The sequence below is a fragment of the Pseudomonas sp. NBRC 111143 genome (assembly GCF_001320965.1).
In the GTDB taxonomy this organism is placed as follows: domain Bacteria; phylum Pseudomonadota; class Gammaproteobacteria; order Pseudomonadales; family Pseudomonadaceae; genus Aquipseudomonas; species Aquipseudomonas machongensis.
Genome location: NZ_BCBT01000021.1, coordinates 59,389 through 78,304, shown reverse-complemented (window position 1 = coordinate 78,304; position 18,916 = coordinate 59,389). Strand labels below are relative to the sequence as shown.

Here is an 18,916-nt window from a genome sequence, read left to right as displayed (position 1 = left end):
CTCACAGGATCGTCGCAGCTTTGGTGAGGAACCACAGGATCACCACCACCAGCAGCGCGCCGACGCCGACCACGGCGCCGAGGTCCTTCCAGGTCTTGCGCTGGTTTTGCACGTCGGCGTAGACGGTGAGCGAATGCCAAGCCACGCCCAGGAAGGCGAGGGTGGCGATCAACAGACCGAGCAGGATGCCGCCGTCATAGGCGTAGTTCTTGATGGTGTCGATCAGGCCTGAGCCCTCGCCGCGGGAGGGGGCTTCCATGGTCGGCAGATCAGCCCTGGCCAGCGTCGAGCTCAGCAACACCGAGCCGCCGAACAGGGCTTTTGTATAGATAGCTCGCAGCCGGAGCAGCGGAAGGAGGCAGTGACGGGAGAGTTTCATGGCAGGGTCTCCAGACTACGACAGCATGAAAAACATCAGCACGATCAGGGCTAGGGCCAGACGCAGCGTGCTGCCGCCGAGCGCACCGAAATTGAGATTGCCGGCCGCCCAACCGCGGTAGCCGGTCCACAGTGCCCAGGTGCACCAGAGCAACGCCAACACCAGCACCGAGGAGCGCCACAGCACCGAACTGAGTTGCGGGGCAAAGCCGGCCACGGCCGAGAACGCGCTGAGTTGAGCGTCAGTCATGCTCATCGGAGGGGCTCGAGTGAGGCGCATCAACTCGATACTGACCGGTCATTTCGACCTGGTCAGCTGGCTGAGCGCGGGAGGGCGACAAGTATTTATGGATGCCTTCACGTATTCGTTCGAGGTCCGCCGTAAACCTCGGATAGTCGAAGCGATAGCGCGTTCCTGCGGCGTCGTCTGAGCCGCTTTCGGCACGATCGGCCAACTGTTCGATGGCAGTGAACTGTCGTTGCACGAGTCCCAGATCTGAGCGCTCGCGACTTTCCTGTGCGACAGCCGGAAGTGCTGCCAGACAAATCAAAAGCGACGGGAAGGCATATGTCCTCATGGCGGGCTCCAGAGCGGTCTCTGGTCGTCACCATTACTGCGCGGGGGAGTTGACGCACGAGTTAAAAGGATTCTCGGCGTTTCGTTTTCTGGCGAGGTTGGGCAGGGAGCGGGGTGAGCCTGAAGTTAAGGCATTGAGGGAGGATGAGAACCTGCTGGTGCTGAGGTCTTACGAGTGCTGCAGCGAGCACCTGAACGGCTAGCCAGGCATTACTCGGAGAATGACAGCTCCGCCTGAAGTGCGCACGGTGCGCGCGAAGGCATTTTCGTTCGGGGATTGCGTGAGTTGGCCGGCAAAGCAGTCTCAGCTAGATCATCCCCCAGTGTGGCCTGTAGTCCAGGAATTCGACCCTCTGACTCAAGTGCTCGAATCTCGCTCCTAGTCCTGACGATCAGCTCATTTGCCGTCTGCCCTGTATCCTCGCTCAGCGTCAAAGCCACCAGCGTCAAGGGACTCACTTCCAATCGCTCGCTAAGCTTCTCAAGTTTGTCCAGCGTGAGGCTCGATCTACCGGATTCGAGCTTGGACAAGTAGGTGCGGCTGGTCGTGTCGGCAAATCCGCGTTGGGTGATGTTGCGGTGACTGCGTAGTACTCGAAGCACGTTAGCGAACGATGACTTTAGTGTCATTGAGTTACCTAAGACATAAGGCAGGTATAGCGACCTTGTCGTCTCATCGACGTTGATTGGCGCAAATGACTGGACGCGACCGTTGCAACGAGCATTCTTGGCTTGTGGCAGATCGGCCCTCAACAACCTGCGTCATTGAACTACTTGGGTGAGCAATTGAAGTCGCCCCCCGGTTACAGCGTCATGTCTACGCGATTCACGGTTTTTCGTTAAGCTGAATTTGCGTAACGGTGCCGTCGTTCGATTCTCGTCCGGACGCGTGCAGTTTGTCGATAATTTGTCGCGCGAGTGCATGGTAGAGCGAGACAGGTGAAATCCAGCCCGAGATGGCGGTAGCCATCAGTGTGGTCGCGAGCATGGGTATGGCAAGGTCGGGGCTGTGGGTCAGTTCGAGGACTATGACGGAGGCAGTGAGCGGTGAGCGTGTCACGCCGGCCAGATAGGCCCCCATACCCAGCAATGCACATGCTTGCGGGTCAACATCGGGTATCAACGACAGCAGTGGCGCGAACGCCGCGCCTATGCTCAGCGAAGGTGAAAACAGCCCGCCAGGAATACCGGAGAGGTAGGACACGACGTTGGCCAGAAATTTCCACAGCAAAAAACTTGGATCGGTGACGGGTTGTGCCCCAAGCAGGGCGCGCGTTTCTTCATATCCGGTACCGAACACGTGATTGCCGGAAACCAACCCCAGTATTGCTAGAGTAAAGCCGCAGAGGGCCGCGAAACGGACTGGATATCGACTGCGCAGCCCGCAGACACGGCCGAGGATGCCGTGATCGGTGGGCAGCACCAGCTTCGCGTAAAAACCTCCCAGCAACCCGCCCAGTGCTGCGCATGCAGGGACCACGCTCCAACCCCATCCAGTTGGCATCCGTCCACCGATTTCGCCAAAGTAGGCGTAGTGTCCCATCAGGCCCAGTGTCACGACGCCGCCAATCAGCACTGCCGTTAGCACCAGTCCGCTGAAACGTTGCTCAAACGTGCGGCTCAATTCCTCAATGGCAAAGACCACCCCGGCCAATGGCGTGTTGAAGGCTGCGGCAATGCCTGCGGCGCCGCCGGCGAGGATCAGTCCAGCGATCGTGCGTCGCCCATGTAGGCCCAGCCGGCGGCCGAAGGCATACAAAACGGCGGCCCCGATATGAACGGTTGGGCCTTCCCGTCCTACCGAGCCCCCAACTAGGAGTGCACCGAGGGTCAGGCTCATGCGTGCAGCGGCGACTGGCAGTGAAAGCAATCTGGCTCGTAAACGGCGGGAGGGCATTTCAAGGGCGGCGATGACTTGGGGAATGCCGCTGCCTTTGGCATTTTCAAACCAGCGCTGTGTCAGCCACGCCAGCAGCGCGAAACCGAAGGGCGTGATCAGCAACGGGGACCAAGGCGCCCATTCAAGCAAGCACCTGAACGACGCGAACGCGGCGTCGGCCAGCCACGCGAATGCCAACGCCGTCAGCCCGACCAGAAGTGCGCCGATCCAGAATGCCAGGCGTTGTCGCCATTCTCGCCAGTATGAAGTGCTGGAAGAAGGGGTGGCGGTTTTCAAATCGGCCATTGTTTGTCATGTGATGGGAACAGACAGAGAGTATGGCGTGATTTGTCGAGCGGGCATACCCGACCGAGGTGGTACTCACGCACAGTCTGGCAGGCGAGTCATCTCGCATCTGCCAGACATCCGCCGTTTTGTTATGACGTCGACCGGACCTCGCCAGTTGAAGAACGGTTGCGCATGGCGATTACACCCCACGTCAAACCCAGCGCTGCGGCGATGACAGAAGCGGACAGCACCCCCAATTTGGCGGCGCCGAGCGCTGCAGGATCGACGAATGCAAGGTTGGCAATGAAGATCGACATGGTAAAGCCTATGCCTGCCAAAAGACCGATCAACATGATGCCCCGCCAGTTGACTTCGGCCGGGAGTGCACACCAGCCCAATCGGACCATCAACCAGCTGACGCTGACGATTCCCAACGGTTTGCCTGCGATCAGGGCGGCGGCCACTGCCATCATTACCCAGCGTGATGTTTCGGCGGAAAGGTCAGCGCCCGACAGGCTCACCCCAGCGTTGGCCAAGGCGAACAACGGCATGATGCCAAATGCCACCCAAGGGTGCAGCAGGCCTTGTATGCGTACTACCGGAGGTACCAGTTCGCGTTGCGCTGAGCGCAGACGTTTCAACGGGTCCATCAGATCGCTGGCATCCTTCTCGGGTGCCTTGGCATTGCCCAGCAGCTCGCTGGTAAAACGGCTGACAGCATCCAGCGGACGCTCGCGCATGGGCATCGCCGTTACTGGAGTCATCAGACCTAGCACAACACCGGCAAGCGTCGGGTGAGCACCGGTCATCAGCATACCCAGCCAGGTAATGGCGCCCGGGAGGATGTAGGCCCATGCACTACCCACGCCGATTTTCTGCAATCCCATGACCAGCAGCAGCCCAACCGCAGCCACCGCGAAGCCGCTGTAATCGAGGCCGCCAGAGTAGAATAGGGCGATGATCAGCACTGCGATAATGTCATCGATTATCGCCAGGGCGAGCAAGAAGACGCGGACATTGGAAGGAATCGATTTGCCCAGCAGTGCCAGTACACCCACGGCAAAAGCGATGTCGGTGGCTGTTGGCACGGCCCAGCCTTGTTGTTCCTGGGGGGCATGGCCAAAACCAAGGTAAATGAGCGCAGGGACGGCCACACCGCCGATTGCCGCCGCCATCGGTAAAGCAGCTTGGCGCAGGCTGGCGAGTGCGCCTTCATGAATCTCACGACGGATCTCCATGCCTACGACCAGGAAGAAGATGGTCATCAAGCCATCGTTGATCCAGAAATGCAGGGATTTGGCGTAGATCACCGAACCGATGCCGAGTGTCAGCGGGGTGTGCCAAAGATGCTCATAACTTTCCGCCGCCGGGGAATTCGCCCAGACCAGCGCGGCGAGTGCGGCCACGAGAAGGACAATGCCGCTGACGGCTTCGATATGAAGAAAGCGTTCAAAGTTGGCAAAGGCCCGTTCGGCCAATTCCTGGGCTCGAGGTAATTCTTTCTGGGGCATAGGCGCAATGGCTCCCGCATGGCGGCCCGACCAGCGTTGTTGTTTAACCTGCCTCACTGCGCCGTGCAGCTAGCACCCGATGGCAGTCTACCCAATCATCGCGGTCAGATGAATGCTCAATTAGCGGTCAGTGGTTCAAATGGTGGGTATTTGAGATTTTTTTGCGGCGGGGGTAGGGTCTAAAGTCAACTTCGAGCGGGGAGGGGCCGCCATCAGGCACTGCATGGGCTGCTAGTCTTGGACCAAGTCGCCGTGCTCGCCCCCTGTGCTCATCGCCTTACAAGGAGAACTGCCGCAATGACTGCAGCCCCGAAACCCAGGAGCACCCTCAATCCCCCCGTTTTCTATACCAGCGCGGTTTTGATCTTTCTTCTCGTGCTGTACGCCACAGCATTCCAAGCGCATGCGCAGGCGCTGTTCGAACACGTCCAGACCTGGATCATTACCAATGCCAGTTGGTTTTACATCCTTACCGTGGCGCTGGTCTTGATCAGTGTGGTGTTCCTGGCCGTCAGTCGTTACGGTGATATTAAGTTAGGGCCCGATCACAGTGAGCCGGATTACCGGAAGAGCAGCTGGTTCGCCATGTTGTTTTCCGCCGGCATGGGCATCGGCTTGATGTTCTTCGGTGTGGCGGAGCCGGTGATGCATTTCACCACCCCTCCAGTGGGTGACCCTGGCACGGTCGCGGCGGCACGCGAAGCCATGAAGATCACGTTTTTCCACTGGGGGCTGCATGCTTGGGCGATCTACGCCATTGTTGCATTGATTCTGGCTTACTTCAGCTTCCGCAATGGGCTGCCGCTGACCCTGCGCTCGGCACTTTACCCATTGATCGGTGAACGCATCTACGGCCCGATTGGTCATGCGGTCGATATCTTCGCCATCCTCGGCACGGTGTTCGGCGTCGCGACCTCGCTGGGGTATGGGGTACTGCAGATCAACAGCGGCTTTCACCATGTGTTCGGTCTGCCGGTCAGCCCGACGGTTCAGGTCATTCTCATTGCAGCCACGTGTGGGTTGGCAACGCTTTCGGTGGCCAGTGGGCTGGATAAAGGCATTCGCATCCTGTCCGAGCTCAATTTGAGTCTGGCAGTGATATTGATGTTGTTCGTCCTGATCTTGGGGCCTACCGTGTTCCTGCTGCAGGCTTATGTACAGAATACCGGCGCTTACCTTTCGGACATCGTCAACAAGACCTTCAACCTCTACGCCTATGAACCGACTGACTGGATTGGTGGGTGGACGTTGCTGTATTGGGGCTGGTGGTTGTCTTGGTCGCCTTTTGTAGGGCTGTTCATCGCTCGCATTTCGCGTGGACGTACCATCCGTGAGTTCGTGTGTGGCGTGTTGTTCGTTCCGGCCGGTTTTACGTTGCTGTGGATGACGGTATTTGGTGATTCGGCTATCCACATGATCCTCAACGATGGGGTGAAGGACTTGGCCACTGTCGTTGGCCAAGACAGCTCATTGGCGTTATTCGCGTTCCTTGAACACTTCCCGTTTTCCACGGTGATCTCGCTGATCGCGGTACTGATGGTGGTGGTGTTCTTCGTAACCTCGGCAGACTCGGGGGCCTTGGTAGTCGATATGCTCGCGTCCTCCGGCCAAGGCCATTCCCCATTGTGGCAACGGATTTTCTGGTCGCTCAGCATCGGTGCTGTTGCCATTGCGTTGCTCTTGGCTAACGGCCTCAAAGCCTTGCAGACCGCCACCATCGCCAGCGCGTTGCCGTTCGCCGCCATTCTGTTGATTGCCATCTGGGGATTGTTCAAGGCCTTGAGCCTGGATGCTACCCGTCGCGGCTTGCGTAATCAGGCCCTTCCAGGTACTCGGCATACCCGGCAGCACCAAGGCGGCTGGCAGCGCCGGCTGCGCAATATTGCCATGATGCCGCGCCGCGCCCATGTCACGCGCTTTATTGCCGAGGTGGTCAAGCCGGCCTGTGAAGAGGTTGCACTTGAGTTGCGCAAGCAAGGCTACGACGTCGCGGTGAATGAGCGGGATGATGGCCGCGTCACCCTCGAGCTTTCACACGCTGGGGAAGGGCGCTTTCTCTACGAAGTCCGTCCGCGTGCTTTCAACACACCTAGCTTCGTCATGCGTGATACGGAAGACGGAACCGATGGTCGCAAGTATTTCCGGGCTGAGGTGCATTTGCGTGAAGGAGGCCAGGACTATGACATCATGGGTTGGAGTCGTGACGATGTGATCGGCGATATCCTCGATCAATACGAGCGTCACCTGCATTACCTTCATGTGGTGAGTTGAGACTGGGGGTGTATTGCGCTGCACAAGGCGTCAGGGCAGTGCAGAGCGCTCGTTAGCGGGCATTGAAAGCCGGCAGGGCCAGAAGTCAACGGCGGCAACGTCCCTGGAAGGTGGACCTAGCCAGTTTGCAAGTGGCTGGCAATGGCCCTGAAAGCACAGCTCATAGTCTCCGGCTTCGGGTGTGCGCCCGGCATGCAAGGGGTTCAGAGGCGGCAGTTGGCGGTGGTAGTGCCATGTGCCATCTCGCAACGTGGCGTCATCGGGTATTTCCATGCCAGCGCCGCTGCCGCGTACGCGGGCCTCCATGAGTACCAGCCCGCTGGCGCCGACCTGGTAATCCTCTTCCCAGCGGATTTTCTCGATGCTGTGCTGCCAAGCCAGGGTGAAGTGCTCAATGGGCAGGCTGGCCCAAACCACGCCGGCGAGCCCAAGGCAGAGACCATTCATACCCTTTGCTCGGCTGTCGTGCGACTCCGCCAAACGTGCCAGCCCAATACCGCAATACCCAGGGCGAACCCGACTTCATCACTGACGGGCAAGGCCAGGATCAGGCATACACCTGCGACGAAGGCCAGTAGACGCTCCCACCAGGTCATGGACATACGGAAGTGGCCAATCGATGCGCAGCCCCATAGCGCAACAGCAAACACGGCCTTGATCACCATGTACGAGGTGGCGCTGAGACTGTCGCCCTGCAGCATCAACGCAGGGTCGTAGACCGCCATGAATGGCACGACGAAACCAGCCAGGGCAATGCGGACCGCCCAGAAGCTGATCAGTAACCCTTTTTCCTTGGCAATGGGGGCGGCCGCGAAGCACGCCAGCGCGACCGGCGGGGTGAGGTCAGCCAGAATGCCGAAATAGAACACGAACATGTGCGAAACGATCAGTGGCACACCGAGCTCCAGCAGGGCGGGGGCGGCGATGGAACTGGTAATGATGTAGTTGGGGATGGTGGGAATGCCCATGCCTAGCACCAGGCACGTCAGCATGGTCAAGAGCAGTGACAGGAACAGGTTGTCGCGGCCGAGATCAAGGATGTACCCCGCAAAGGTCGTGGCAAGTCCGGTCAGGGAAATGACGCCGATAATGACCCCCACCAGCGCGCAGGCAATGCCCACCGGTACGGCATGCCGCGCCCCCTCCGCCAGCGCCATTACAAAGCCGCTAAGGGTGGCCCTTGCGCCTTGCACGAAGACGCAGGCGAGGGCAAGCGCCGCGATCACCAGCAGGATGACGCCGATGCCCATGCGGAAGAAGCCCGAGCACAGTAGTCCCAATGCGACCCAAAAGGCCGCGCGTAGCCAGGTGCCCTGAGCGCGCAGGATGATGGCCGAGCCCAGGATGACGATAGCTGTCAGGGCCAGGCCAACCATGCCTGAATAAAGGGGCGTACGCCCCGAGAACAGCAGCGCGACCAATATCACCAGTGGCACGAGCAAGAACCAGCGTTGGCGCAACGCGTCCCAGGCACTGGGGCATTCTTCGCGGGGCAGGCCATGCAGGTGGCTGCGTTTAGCCTCCAGGTGAACCATCCAGTAAATCGAGCCGAAATACAGCAAGGCAGGGATGAGCGCAGCTTTGGCCACTTCGGCGTAGGGCACGTTGATGGTTTCCGCCATGATGAAAGCGACCGCACCCATGACCGGTGGCATCAGTTGGCTGCCCATGCTGGAGGTCGCTTCGACGCCCCCGGCAAACGCCGGCTTGTAGCCAAAACGCTTCATCAGCGGAATGGTGAACTGCCCGGTAGTCACCACGTTGGCCACTCCGGAGCCGGTGATAGTTCCCATCAGCGCCGAGGAAAATACCGCGACTTTCGCCGGGCCACCGCTACGGTGACCAAACAGGCCCATGGCAAAGTCGGTGAACAGGCGGATCATGCCCGCCTGCTCCAGAAACGCCCCAAAGAGGATGAACAGGTAGATGTACGTGGCTGAAACATAGGTAGGGGTGCCATACAGCCCCTCGGTACCGAAGGACAGTTGGTTGACAATCTGGTCAACGCCGTAGCCTCGGTGCGCAAGGTCACCGGGCAGGTACTGGCCTAGGAGCCCGTAGGCCAGAAACAGGGCGCAGATAAACGGAAGCGCAACGCCCATGACTCTTCGTGCGGCTTCGAAAACCAGGCCGATCAGTAATAGGCCGACGATCAGATCGCTGCTGATCAACTCGCCTGAGCGTTGAATAAGGTCGCCTTCGAAGTACCACTGATAGGCGGCCGTCGTCATTCCTGCAATCCCCAATAGCCAGGCAAGCGGTTGCCAAGGCCGGTGGTGACCGACTACCGGGTAGCTTAGGAATACGACCAACAGCAGGAAGCCCACGTGCACCGATCGCAATACCTGGGTGGAGATGAGTGGGTAGGCCGCGGTGGCGACCTGAAAGATTGAAAACGCCAACGCCACCGCGAATAGAGTTGCGGGCCAGCGGTCGGTACTGGCGTGAAGGCCGTGCGACGATTCGCTCATGGAGTGCTCCCACTTTGCGCGACAAAGGATCAGGGGAGCAGGTTTTTCTCTTTGAAATAGCGTTCAGCGCCAGGGTGGAGCGGGATCGGCAAATTCTTGGCTGCATTCTCAGCTTGGATATCTTTCGCTGCCGCATGAGATGTGACCAAGCGTGGCAGATTCTCGAAGATCGATTTGGTCATCTGGTAGGCCAGGTCGTCGCTCAGGTCCGCCCGGGTGACCAGAATGTTGGTGATGGCTACCGTTGGCACTTCCATCCCTTGGCCGTCATAGGAATTGGCCGGAATGGTGGCCGCTTGGTAAGCGGAATTGCCGATTTTCTTCACGACGTCGGCCGGGATGGGCACGAACACCACCGGCAGTGTCGCCGCCAGGTCACGGATAGCTGCCTGGCCGAGGCCCGAAGACTGCAGAGTGGCATCCAACTGACGATTCTTGATCAGTTCGACGGACTCTGCGTAAGGCAGGTATTCGACCTTGCCCATATCCTGGTAAGTGAGCCCCGCTGCCCTGAAGATGGCCCGTGCGTTGAGCTCCGTGCCTGATTTAGGTGCTCCGACCGAAATGCGCTTACCCTTGAGGTCCTCAAGCGATTTGATCCCCGATTCCTGGCTGGCGACGATCTGGATGTAATTGGGGTACGTTCCGGCAATGGCCCGGAGTTTCTTCAGCGGGGCCTTGAAACCGGCCTCGGCGTCACCTTTCCAGGCATCTGCCACCGAGTCGCCCAAGGCGAATGCCAGTTCACCGCGGCCAGCTTGCAGCAAGTTGAGATTTTCTACCGATGCCTTGGTGGCCTGAACTGTAGTCTTGCTGCCTTCGATCTCATGGCTGTAGATCTGCGAGATACCGACGCCGACGGGATAGTAGACGCCGCTGGTTCCCCCTGTAAGGATATTGATGAAGGTGGGTGCAGCCTGGGCTGTGGCGCAAGCGGCTAAAACAGTGCCGGCCAATGCCAGGCGAAGGGCTCGGTTCATGGTGTCGTTCTCCAGTTGTTGTTTTTATCCTGCGCATAAACCTAGATCGAATCTGCCGTGCTTGCCCATCTTTTGGCCCTGAACCGGTCGCTGTAAATGCCTAGAACCGCCAAAATGCAGGTGCCACGAGCACCAATACGGTGAGGATTTCAAGGCGACCCAGGAGCATGCCGAGGGTCAACAACCATTTCGCCGAGTCGGGCAGCGAGGCAAAGTTGCCGGCTGGTCCAATCACCGTGCCCAGGCCTGGACCGACGTTGCACACGGCCGTGGCCGCAGCACTCAAGGCAGTGGTCCAGTCGAGCCCGATCAGGGACAGTAGCAGGGCAATTACTGCAATCGTGATGGAGAAGAAGAACGAAAAGGTCAGTAGCGAACGCACGATCTCCTCGTCAATGGGGTGGCCATTGTATTTCTTCGAGATTGTCGCCCGAGGGTGAATCAACTGCTTCAGGCTGCTGATCAGCAACGATGCAGCCACTTGGAAACGGAAAATTTTCAAGCCGCCGGCCGTAGATCCTGAGCACCCTCCGATGAACGTCAGGTAGAAAAACAACAGTACGGAAAAGCTGCCCCACAGCGTGTAGTCACCAACCGCGATACCCGTTGTGGTAACCACTGACGTGACATTGACCGCAACGATTCGTAAGGCATCCCACCATGACAGACCGCTGTGCCAACACAACCAACTACCCACCAAGATCCACGCAACCACGAGAAAACCCAGAAATCCCTGTACCTGATGGTCCTTGATCAGGGCGCGACGATGGCCCCGCAATGTCGCCACATACAGTGTGAAGGGCAGACTGCCGAGAATCATGATCACGACGGCTACCCAATGCACCGCAGGCTGCGTCCAATGCCCGAGTGACGCATCCGAGGTCGAGAAGCCGCCCGTCGAAATCAATGACATCGAATGATTGATGGCTTCGAATGGGGTCATACCGGCGAGCCATAGGGCCAGGGTGGCGAAGGCGGTAAGTCCCAGGTAAATCACAAGGATCATCTTCGCCGCAACATGCGAGCGTGGCGTGACCTTGTCCGACCAGTCAGAGGACTCGGTCTGGAAAAGACGCATGCCACCTACACGCAACAGTGGCAGCACAGCCACAGCCATACCGATGAAGCCGATTCCCCCAAGCCAATGGAGCAGAGAGCGCCAGATCAGCAACCCGGGTGACGCACTGTCAAGGCCGGTCAATACCGTGGAGCCGGTTGTCGTGATGCCCGACATGGTCTCGAAGAACGCATCCGTATAGCTGATGTGCCGAATGAACACCATGGGCAAGGCTGCGAAGGCACATACCACGACCCAGCTCGCGGTTGTGAGCAGATACATGTCCCTGGACCGTATCTGCGGCGCATCAGGAAGCCCCCTGGCGATCAACGAGAGCCCCGCGCACAGGGCAATCAGGCTCGACCAGGCGAACGCTCCAAGATCGTCGTTGCGCCCATACACCAGCAAAGTCGTCATAGGTATGACCATGCTGATGGACAAGGTGATCAGGAACACGCCGATGATGAAGCCGATGAAACGCAGTGCAGGGAGTGGCATCGAAAAAAACTCATAGGTGTGATGCCGGGCAGTATCGACGGCGTAACGGCGATGTCGAGTAAAAAAACCGTAAAGGCCCAGAGCTCAATGGTAATCCCTTGGCTAGCGCGGCGCGGGAGAAAGAGACAGGCCAGCGCGCTAGCGGGAAGATCCGATCGACCTCTGAGGCCAGCTTGCCGTCAGAGACAGAACAGATCCCGCTCATTCGACGAAATCAGGAGGCTTTCACTCATGTACGAGCGCATCATTGATTTGATCACAGGCAATACGGTTTTCGGCATATCGGTGCTCAACCTGTTGCTGGCGCTAGGTGTTGCTGCAATCACATTCACGGTGTCACGGGCTGCAATCGGCTTCATGCAACGCCGGGTCAGCGCTGTTGGGAGCGTCGGTCAGGTATTGGTAAAGGTTCTGGCAGGTACCAGCAACCTCCTGTTGCTGCTGGCTTCGTTGCTGGTGGGGCTGGGGATGCTCGATTTGCCAGAACGATGGCTGACCAGGGTCAGCAGTTTGTGGTTTGTGGTCGCCGCACTGCAGATTGGCTTGTGGCTCAATCGCGCCATTGCCCTGGGGCTGGTCCATTATTTCTCGCGCCATGGCGGGCAGGGGCTCTATCAAGGCAGTGCACTAGCGACCTTGTCGGCTTGGGGGGCACGCGTACTGTTGTGGTCGGTAGTCGTGCTGGCGATGTTGTCCAACCTGGGCGTGAACATTACCGCCTTCGTTGCCAGCTTGGGGGTGGGCGGCATCGCTGTAGCACTGGCAGTACAGAATATTCTCGGCGATCTTTTCGCTTCGCTGTCAATCGCCGTCGATAAGCCGTTCGAGGTGGGAGACTTCATCGTGATTGGGCCATTGGCGGGGACAGTTGAGCACGTGGGGCTGAAAACGACCCGTATTCGCAGCCTGGGGGGTGAGCAGATCGTCATGGCCAATGCGAGCATGATCAGCAGCACCATACAGAACTACAAGCGTCTTCAGGAGCGGCGCATCGTCTTCGAATTCGGCCTGTCCTACGACACCCCCACTGAGGCTGTGAAAAAAGCGCCCGTCATCGTGGAAGAGATCATCAAGTCTCAGGACCAGGTACGCTTCGATCGTGCCCACCTGCGTGGCTTTGGAAAGGAGGCGTTGGAGTTCGAATGCGTTTACATCGTTCAGGATCCTGGCTACAACCTGTATATGGATATTCAGCAGGCTATCAATTTCCGGCTGCTTGAGTGTTTTTCCCGAATTGGCGCCAGGTTCGCGTTGCCGGTGCGCTCCATCAAGGTCACGGCTTTACCAGAGCAGGCCGATACGCCGGTGCAGCAGCGTGGTAGCCACGGTTATGGGCGAGGTTGATGGGCAGATTCAATGACGGTGGGGGCGGGAAACTGAGCGCGCTGACGGCGTGGGCTGCCAGGCGGGCCTACGGATGATGGCGCGCTGGCGTTGGATCGCTGTTCGAGTCACTAAGCGACTATGGTTCCGGGCGACTTTGTTTTCGCTGCTCGGCGTGGCGACAGCCTTGATTGCGGTGGTGTTAAAAGACTTCATTCCTGCGTCCTTGCCCGCTCGGATAGGCGCGGACGCTGTTGACAAGATCCTCGGCATCATTGCCTCCAGCATGTTGGCGGTCACCATCTTTTCCTTGAGTACCATGGTGGCGGCATATGGTGCGGCCAGCACGGGGGTAACGCCTCGTGCCACGACGCTGGTGATGGAGGATACGACCACGCACAATGCGCTTGCCACGTTTATCGGCTCGTTCCTGTTCAGCCTGGTCGGGCTGATTGCTTTAAGTACGGGCGTCTATGGTGATCAAGGGCGTGTCTTGCTGTTCGCGGTAACCATCGCAGTTGTCATCCTGATCGTTTATACCTTGCTGCGCTGGATCGATCACCTCTCCAGGCTCGGGCGTGTAGGTGAGACTATCGACCGCGTCGAGAGGGCTGCGATAGAGGCTATCTAGCATCGGGCCAAATGGCCTTACCTGGGGGGCTCTGCATACCCGCCAGGCATGGTTTTCCCTCCTGCTGCCCAGCGTTTGGTCAGTCATCGAACCGGTTACGTTCAGCACATTGATGTGGAGGCTTTGGCAGCCATCACCCAGCGGCACAACGTTATGATCTATATGGATGTGTTGCCTGGCACATTCGTCTACCCAGGAGCACCGCTTGCGACCGTCGTGGCGCAACCCGGCCAGGACGTACGAGGGGTGGCGGCCTTCGAGCTTGACGTACATGCAGCCATTACGGTGGGCACCCGTCGGACGTTCGAGCATGACCCGCGCTTCGGCCTGTCAGTGCTGTCCGAGATCGCTTCCAGAGCGTTGTCGCCTGCAGTCAATGACCCCGGCACTGCGATCGATGTCATCGGTCGAGGTGTCAGGTGCTTGTCGCACTGGGGGCGGCCTCAGGCGCTGGCTCCGTCTCATGGAGACTGTGCCCAAGTTTATCTGCACGGTATTGTGGTCGAGGATTTGTTCGATGATTTCTTCGGGCCGATCGCTCGAGACGGGGCGGCGCTGCAGGAGGTGAATATACGACTGCTCAAGGCGTTGTTGAGCCTGGCTCAAATCAATCCACGGCTGTTTGAAGGCAGTGCGAGCAGGCATGCAGAGCGGCTGCTCTTTCTTGCCCATGCCGCGCTCGTGCTTGAGGCGGAAAATGCGCAGTTGGTCAAACTGGCTGAGCCGTTTCATGCCAAGTGTTAGCCTTGAAATGTGTAGGCTCGACTGGACGGGTTACAGCTTTCTTCCTGATGAGAAGCTCGTCCCGCATCTGCAACACGGCTTGTGTCGAGTATTAGCCTCGGCGGCCTTCCCGTGCATCCATATTGGTGTTTAACGCACGGTGTATCTTACATGGCGCAGTCAACGTTGGCTGCGCCCGGTACTGGCAAGCTAGCTCTCCATATCCGTTTCCATCTCGGGGCAACTTTTAACCCTGTTGCATTTCAGGTCACCACCGGAAAGTCAGGCTGCCAATCACTGTACGGCGGTTCCCGTAGAATACGGTTTGCTCATAGAACCCCGGGGTGAAATAGCGCTTGTCGAACAGGTTGCTTGCGCTCAGGTCCACCGAAACCCCTTGAAGGTCCTCTCTCAGGTGCGCCAGGTCATAGCGCACGCTGGCGTCGGTGAGGGTGTAATGAGGGACTTTGACAGTGTTCTTGGCGTTGTACGAGGACCCGACATAACGCTGCCCGACACCCATGCCCAGCCCCTCCAGCGGGCCGGCCTGCACGGTGTAGTCAAGCCACAGCGAGGCGGTGTTGCGGGGCACCGAGATCGGCACGTTGCCCTCAAGGCTGTAGGCGGCGGCGCCAGTGCCCACGGGATTGGCCTTGGTCACCTCGGCGTCGACGTAGGCGTACGAAGCGATCAGGTCCAGGCCGCGGCTCAGCTCGGCCTTGCCTTCGAGTTCGATGCCACGCGAGCGCTGCTCGCCGGTCTGCACCTGAAAGCTGGGGTTGGTCGGGTCGGTGGTGGTGACATTCTTCTGGGTCAAGTCATAAGCCGAGAGGGTGATGAAGCTGTTGTAGCCAGGCGGCTCGTACTTGATACCGACTTCGTACTGCTCCCCCTCGGTGGGCTTGAAGTAGCTGCCATCCTGAGCCGTACCCGAGGTCGGCTGGAAGGAGGTGCTGTAGCTGGCGTAGGGGGTGATGCCGTTGTCGAACAGATAGGCCAGGCCCACGCGACCGGTGAACTTGTGGTCCTTCTGTACGCTGCGGGTGTCGTTCAGGTAGCTGTACTCGCGCCCCTCGACCCAGTCCTTGCGCCCGCCCAAGGTCAGGCGCCACTGGTTCAGGCTGAGCATGTCCTGGGCGTACAGGCCTTTTTGCGACACGACGCTCTTGCCGTCAGTCTGCAACGTGCTGTTCCAGGTCGGGCTGGCATTGTAGACCGGGTCGAAGATATCGACGGTCTGGTTGGCGGCAACGCCCCGGCGCGATTCACGGCCCGAATAATGGCCGTAGTCGAAGCCCACCAGCACATCGTGGCCAATGGCGCCGGTGTCGAAGTGGCCGCCCAGGTTATTGTCGAGCAGGAACGTATCGGTTTTCTTCGGGCGTTTCTGGTAGCCGAAGGTGTAAGTCCGGCCGTCGGCACCCAGTTGGCCGCTGTTGCGAGCACCGTTGCTGATGTAGTCGACGTCGACCTTCATGTAGCGGGCGTTCTGGGTGAATTTCCAGTCGTCGTTCAGCTGGCGCTCGAAGAGGTAGCCGAGCGAGGTGTTCCCCACCTCGTTCTTGCTCACGTGCGGATCGCCCAGGTAAGTACTCGACGGGATGTGGCCGAAGGGCGTGTTGGTCAGCGTACCGTTCACCGGGAAGCTCTGTTCGGCGCCACCCTTGCGGGTCTTCAGGTAGCTGGCCAGGAGCGTGACGCTGGTGTCCTCGTCAGGCTTCCAGGTCAGCGACGGAGCGATATAGGTACGGTCGTCCGGCGAATGATCGACCTGGGTACCGCTGTCACGCTTGAGCGCCACCAGGCGATAGCTGAATTTGCCCTCGTCATCCAGTCGACCACCGAGATCCAGCGCCGTCTGCTGGCGATCGAAGCTGCCGCCCTGAACCTGGATTTCGTGAATGGCTTCGTCGGTGGGCCGCTTGCTGGTCAGGTTGACCATGCCGCCAGGCGCCATTTGGCCGTACAGCACCGACGCCGGGCCCTTGATCACATCGATGCGTTCCAGGCCGTAGGTTTCGAAGTCGGTGTCGTACTGGTTGAAGCCGCTGCGCAGGCCGTCCCTGTACACCCCGAACAGGTTGAACGAACGGAAACCGCGCATGTAGATATCCGGCGCGCCCTGTCCGCCCACGTAATCGATCGCGCGAATGCCCGGGGTGTAGGCGACGGCGCTGTTGAAGTCCTGCACGCCGCGCTTGTTCATCTCGTCGCGGGTGATCACCGAGATCGACTGCGGCACTTCACTGATGGCGGCATTGGTCTTGGTGCCGACCGAGGAGCGGTTGGCGACGATACCGTCGATGGGGCCGGTAATACTCTGCTCGGCGCGGCCGCTGATGGTCGAGACCGGAAGCGTCATACCGCCCTCCACGCCTGCTTGGTGCTGCAGGGTGTAGCTGCCATTGGGCAGCGCTATCGCCGTCAAGCCAGTACCCGAAAGCAGCACGGCCAGACCGGCCTCGACACTGTAGTCACCGCGAAGGCCTTGGCTGTGCAGGCCCGCCACCTGATCGGCAGGGTACGACAGCAGCAGTTTGCTTTCGTGACCAAAGCGATTGAGCACATCGCGCAAGGTGCCAGCGGGTATGTCGTAGCTGCGGTTGGTAGACGCCGCACTGACGATACCGGCACCCGACAGCAAGCCGACACCAGCAAGCGAGGGGACCAGGCTGCTGGCCATGGCGAAGGTCAGCGCCCGAAGGCGAAGGGGGTGATTCATGCCGTGCTCCACAAGAATGATCGAGGTCTTTCTGGTGGAGTCTCGCGAGTGCGGCAAACAGACCACCCTTTTCGCGATTTATTTTCAAACCTGGATGTTTTTCGGCTCCAGCGTCACCCAGTAAGGGGTGAAACGGCGAACCTCGGCACCCAGCGAAACCCCAAGTGTCTGCAGAATCCGGTCCGTGTCGGCCAGCGGGTAAGTGCCCGCGACGCGCACGCCGGCAAGACTGCGGGCGCAGCCCAGATGGCCACGACGATAACGCCCAAGCTCCTGGAGGAACTGCTCCAACGGCATGTCACTGGCCATCAGCATGCCGTCGGTCCAGGCCCTGTCAGCCTCGCTCAGCGTGCGCAACGGACCGACCTGGTCGCGCGTGAACATTAGCTGTTGCCCGGCCTGCACGCTGATGCCGGCCAGGCGTTCGGGGTACAACCTGACGACGCCATCGCGTACCGCGAGTCGGCTGTAGCCCGACTCCTGACGCAGCAGAAAACGCCCCTGTGCAGCTTCAACCCAGCCCTGCCCGGTCTGCGCCCGGAACGGTCGCAGCGCAGGAGCCGCGACCACGTTCACTTGAATTTCACCACGCAGCAGCCGCAAATCGCGCCCGGCCTGGTCAAATCTGACGTCGACCGCGCTATCGGTGTTGAGCAGCAACTGGCTGCCATCGGCCAACACGACATTGCGCTGCTCGCCTACACCGCTGTGATAGTCAGCGTTCAGGTTCTGCCACAGCGCAGTATTACGACCATTCCACGCCAGCGTTCCGCTGGCCACCGCGAGCACCAGTACCTTGAGTGCGCTGCGCCGGTCCAGGTTGCTCGTGGGCGTGGCGGTCAGCGCGGCATGCGCGATGGGGGCATGATTGGCCAGACCCGACAGCCGCTCGGCAAACGACTCGACGCGCTGCCAGGCACGGGCGTGTTCAGGGTGCTGATGCAACCAACGCTGCCACTGCTCGACCGTACCGGCCGAGACCGACGGTGCCTGCAGTTCGATCATCCACTCCACGGCCTGCTCAGCGATGGCCGGGGCGATTCTGGCGGTCATGGCTGGCACCTGCTCATTCGGCGAAGCAACATTGCACACCGGCCTTGATGATGTAGCGCTTGACGGTGGTTACCGATACGCCGAGCCGCTCGGCAATCTCGGCATGCGCCATGCCGTCAAGCTGGGACCAGAGGAAGGCCTGACGCACCGGGACTTCCAGCCCGTCCATCAGACGGTCGAGTTCCTGCAAGGTCTGCAACAGGATCGCCTGCTCTTCCAGCGAAGGCATCAATTGCTCAGGGACGCTGGCAAGCACTTCAAGGTAGGCGCGCTCCAGCTTCTGCCGGCGGAAGTGGTTGCTTAAGACGCTGCGCGCAACGGTCACCAAAACGGCGCGCGAATCGCGAATCTGTATCGGTTCATGCTTGGCCAGCAGGCGTACGAACGTGTCCTGCGTAAGGTCTGCGGCGCTGGCGCAGCAGCCCAGCTTGCGTCTCAGCCACCCTTGCAACCAACCATGGTGATTGACATATAGGGTGTGAAATTCCGTTGAGGTAGCACCGTCAGTCGTTGACATGATGAATGAGCACTAGCTTGAAAATATAATTATTATC

General features: G+C 59.4%; 15 protein-coding genes and 1 pseudogene. 3 read left to right on the top strand and 13 right to left on the bottom strand.

What is annotated here, in order from left to right:
* Position 1 precedes the first annotated feature (1 nt).
* The 6 genes from APH44_RS13940 to nhaA form a co-directional block, all read right to left on the bottom strand.
* Positions 2-379: a TIGR03745 family integrating conjugative element membrane protein gene (locus APH44_RS13940; RefSeq protein ID WP_016488086.1), complete on the bottom strand. Its 378-nt coding sequence runs from the start codon at positions 377-379 to the stop codon at positions 2-4.
* Positions 380-394: 15 nt separating this feature from the next.
* Positions 395-634: a TIGR03758 family integrating conjugative element protein gene (locus APH44_RS13935; RefSeq protein ID WP_016488085.1), complete on the bottom strand. Its 240-nt coding sequence runs from the start codon at positions 632-634 to the stop codon at positions 395-397.
* Complete coding sequence (locus APH44_RS13930; RefSeq protein ID WP_016488084.1) at positions 621-956, bottom strand: RAQPRD family integrative conjugative element protein; 336 nt, start codon at positions 954-956, stop codon at positions 621-623. Before APH44_RS13930 ends, APH44_RS13935 begins: the two co-directional genes overlap by 14 nt.
* Before the next feature lie 209 nt (positions 957-1,165).
* Positions 1,166-1,585, bottom strand: coding sequence for a helix-turn-helix domain-containing protein (locus APH44_RS13920; protein ID WP_016488082.1), 420 nt, complete (start codon positions 1,583-1,585; stop codon positions 1,166-1,168).
* A 196-nt stretch (positions 1,586-1,781) separates the two neighbouring features.
* Entirely contained in the window at positions 1,782-3,140 is a 1,359-nt protein-coding gene (locus tag APH44_RS13915; RefSeq protein WP_016488081.1) for a chloride channel protein, read from the bottom strand.
* A 131-nt stretch (positions 3,141-3,271) separates the two neighbouring features.
* A complete protein-coding gene (nhaA, locus tag APH44_RS13910; RefSeq protein ID WP_024717420.1) occupies positions 3,272-4,633 on the bottom strand; it encodes a Na+/H+ antiporter NhaA in 1,362 nt (453 codons plus the stop codon).
* Between the two features lie 297 nt (positions 4,634-4,930).
* On the opposite strand from nhaA, the gene APH44_RS13905 reads away from it, so the two are divergent.
* Positions 4,931-6,904: a choline BCCT transporter BetT gene (locus APH44_RS13905; protein ID WP_016488079.1), complete on the top strand. Its 1,974-nt coding sequence runs from the start codon at positions 4,931-4,933 to the stop codon at positions 6,902-6,904.
* A 30-nt stretch (positions 6,905-6,934) separates the two neighbouring features.
* Here APH44_RS13905 and APH44_RS13900 read toward each other — a convergent pair whose 3' ends face one another.
* The 4 genes from APH44_RS13900 to APH44_RS13885 form a co-directional block, all read right to left on the bottom strand.
* Positions 6,935-7,351, bottom strand: a complete 417-nt coding sequence (locus tag APH44_RS13900) for a DUF1850 domain-containing protein (RefSeq protein WP_016488078.1) — start codon at positions 7,349-7,351, stop codon at positions 6,935-6,937.
* Positions 7,348-9,375 carry a TRAP transporter permease gene (locus APH44_RS13895; protein WP_016488077.1) on the bottom strand — a complete coding sequence of 676 codons (2,028 nt, stop codon included), beginning with the start codon at positions 9,373-9,375 and terminating at the stop codon, positions 7,348-7,350. Before APH44_RS13895 ends, APH44_RS13900 begins: the two co-directional genes overlap by 4 nt.
* 29 nt (positions 9,376-9,404) lie before the next feature.
* Positions 9,405-10,355, bottom strand: coding sequence for a TAXI family TRAP transporter solute-binding subunit (locus APH44_RS13890; protein ID WP_016488076.1), 951 nt, complete (start codon positions 10,353-10,355; stop codon positions 9,405-9,407).
* 100 nt (positions 10,356-10,455) lie between these two features.
* Positions 10,456-11,910, bottom strand: coding sequence for a TrkH family potassium uptake protein (locus tag APH44_RS13885; protein WP_016488075.1), 1,455 nt, complete (start codon positions 11,908-11,910; stop codon positions 10,456-10,458).
* Positions 11,911-12,141: 231 nt separating this feature from the next.
* On the opposite strand from APH44_RS13885, the gene APH44_RS13880 reads away from it, so the two are divergent.
* The gene (locus APH44_RS13880; protein ID WP_016488074.1) at positions 12,142-13,254 is read left to right on the top strand and encodes a mechanosensitive ion channel family protein; all 1,113 of its coding nucleotides are present in this window, start codon (positions 12,142-12,144) and stop codon (positions 13,252-13,254) included.
* Positions 13,255-13,327: 73 nt separating this feature from the next.
* Positions 13,328-14,608 (top strand): annotated as a pseudogene (locus tag APH44_RS13875) (DUF2254 domain-containing protein).
* 247 nt (positions 14,609-14,855) lie between these two features.
* Here APH44_RS13875 and APH44_RS13870 read toward each other — a convergent pair.
* The 3 genes from APH44_RS13870 to APH44_RS13860 all read right to left on the bottom strand — a co-directional run bounded on the left by APH44_RS13870 (position 14,856) and on the right by APH44_RS13860 (position 18,879).
* Positions 14,856-17,309 (bottom strand): TonB-dependent siderophore receptor, encoded by a 2,454-nt coding sequence (locus APH44_RS13870; RefSeq protein WP_016488071.1) that lies wholly within the window; start codon positions 17,307-17,309, stop codon positions 14,856-14,858.
* Positions 17,310-17,393: 84 nt separating this feature from the next.
* The gene (locus APH44_RS13865; protein ID WP_016488070.1) at positions 17,394-18,362 is read right to left on the bottom strand and encodes a FecR domain-containing protein; all 969 of its coding nucleotides are present in this window, start codon (positions 18,360-18,362) and stop codon (positions 17,394-17,396) included.
* A gap of 13 nt (positions 18,363-18,375) precedes the next feature.
* On the bottom strand, positions 18,376-18,879 hold the full coding sequence (locus APH44_RS13860; RefSeq protein WP_016488069.1) for a sigma-70 family RNA polymerase sigma factor: 504 nt from the start codon (positions 18,877-18,879) through the stop codon (positions 18,376-18,378).
* Between the last annotated feature and the right edge of the window lie 37 nt (positions 18,880-18,916).

Bases quoted from the DNA above. Each gene is read 5' to 3' on its own strand.
- APH44_RS13895 (WP_016488077.1), bottom strand. From the start codon at position 9,375: ATGAGCGAATCGTCGCACGGCCTTCACGCCAGTACCGACCGCTGGCCC.
- APH44_RS13935 (WP_016488085.1), bottom strand. From the start codon at position 634: ATGAGCATGACTGACGCTCAACTCAGCGCGTTCTCGGCCGTGGCCGGC.
- APH44_RS13940 (WP_016488086.1), bottom strand. From the start codon at position 379: ATGAAACTCTCCCGTCACTGCCTCCTTCCGCTGCTCCGGCTGCGAGCT.
- APH44_RS13920 (WP_016488082.1), bottom strand. From the start codon at position 1,585: ATGACACTAAAGTCATCGTTCGCTAACGTGCTTCGAGTACTACGCAGT.
- APH44_RS13870 (WP_016488071.1), bottom strand. From the start codon at position 17,309: ATGAATCACCCCCTTCGCCTTCGGGCGCTGACCTTCGCCATGGCCAGC.
- APH44_RS13890 (WP_016488076.1), bottom strand. From the start codon at position 10,355: ATGAACCGAGCCCTTCGCCTGGCATTGGCCGGCACTGTTTTAGCCGCT.
- APH44_RS13900 (WP_016488078.1), bottom strand. From the start codon at position 7,351: ATGAATGGTCTCTGCCTTGGGCTCGCCGGCGTGGTTTGGGCCAGCCTG.
- APH44_RS13880 (WP_016488074.1), top strand. From the start codon at position 12,142: ATGTACGAGCGCATCATTGATTTGATCACAGGCAATACGGTTTTCGGC.
- nhaA (WP_024717420.1), bottom strand. From the start codon at position 4,633: ATGCCCCAGAAAGAATTACCTCGAGCCCAGGAATTGGCCGAACGGGCC.
- APH44_RS13865 (WP_016488070.1), bottom strand. From the start codon at position 18,362: ATGACCGCCAGAATCGCCCCGGCCATCGCTGAGCAGGCCGTGGAGTGG.
- APH44_RS13905 (WP_016488079.1), top strand. From the start codon at position 4,931: ATGACTGCAGCCCCGAAACCCAGGAGCACCCTCAATCCCCCCGTTTTC.
- APH44_RS13915 (WP_016488081.1), bottom strand. From the start codon at position 3,140: ATGGCCGATTTGAAAACCGCCACCCCTTCTTCCAGCACTTCATACTGG.
- APH44_RS13860 (WP_016488069.1), bottom strand. From the start codon at position 18,879: ATGTCAACGACTGACGGTGCTACCTCAACGGAATTTCACACCCTATAT.
- APH44_RS13930 (WP_016488084.1), bottom strand. From the start codon at position 956: ATGAGGACATATGCCTTCCCGTCGCTTTTGATTTGTCTGGCAGCACTT.
- APH44_RS13885 (WP_016488075.1), bottom strand. From the start codon at position 11,910: ATGCCACTCCCTGCACTGCGTTTCATCGGCTTCATCATCGGCGTGTTC.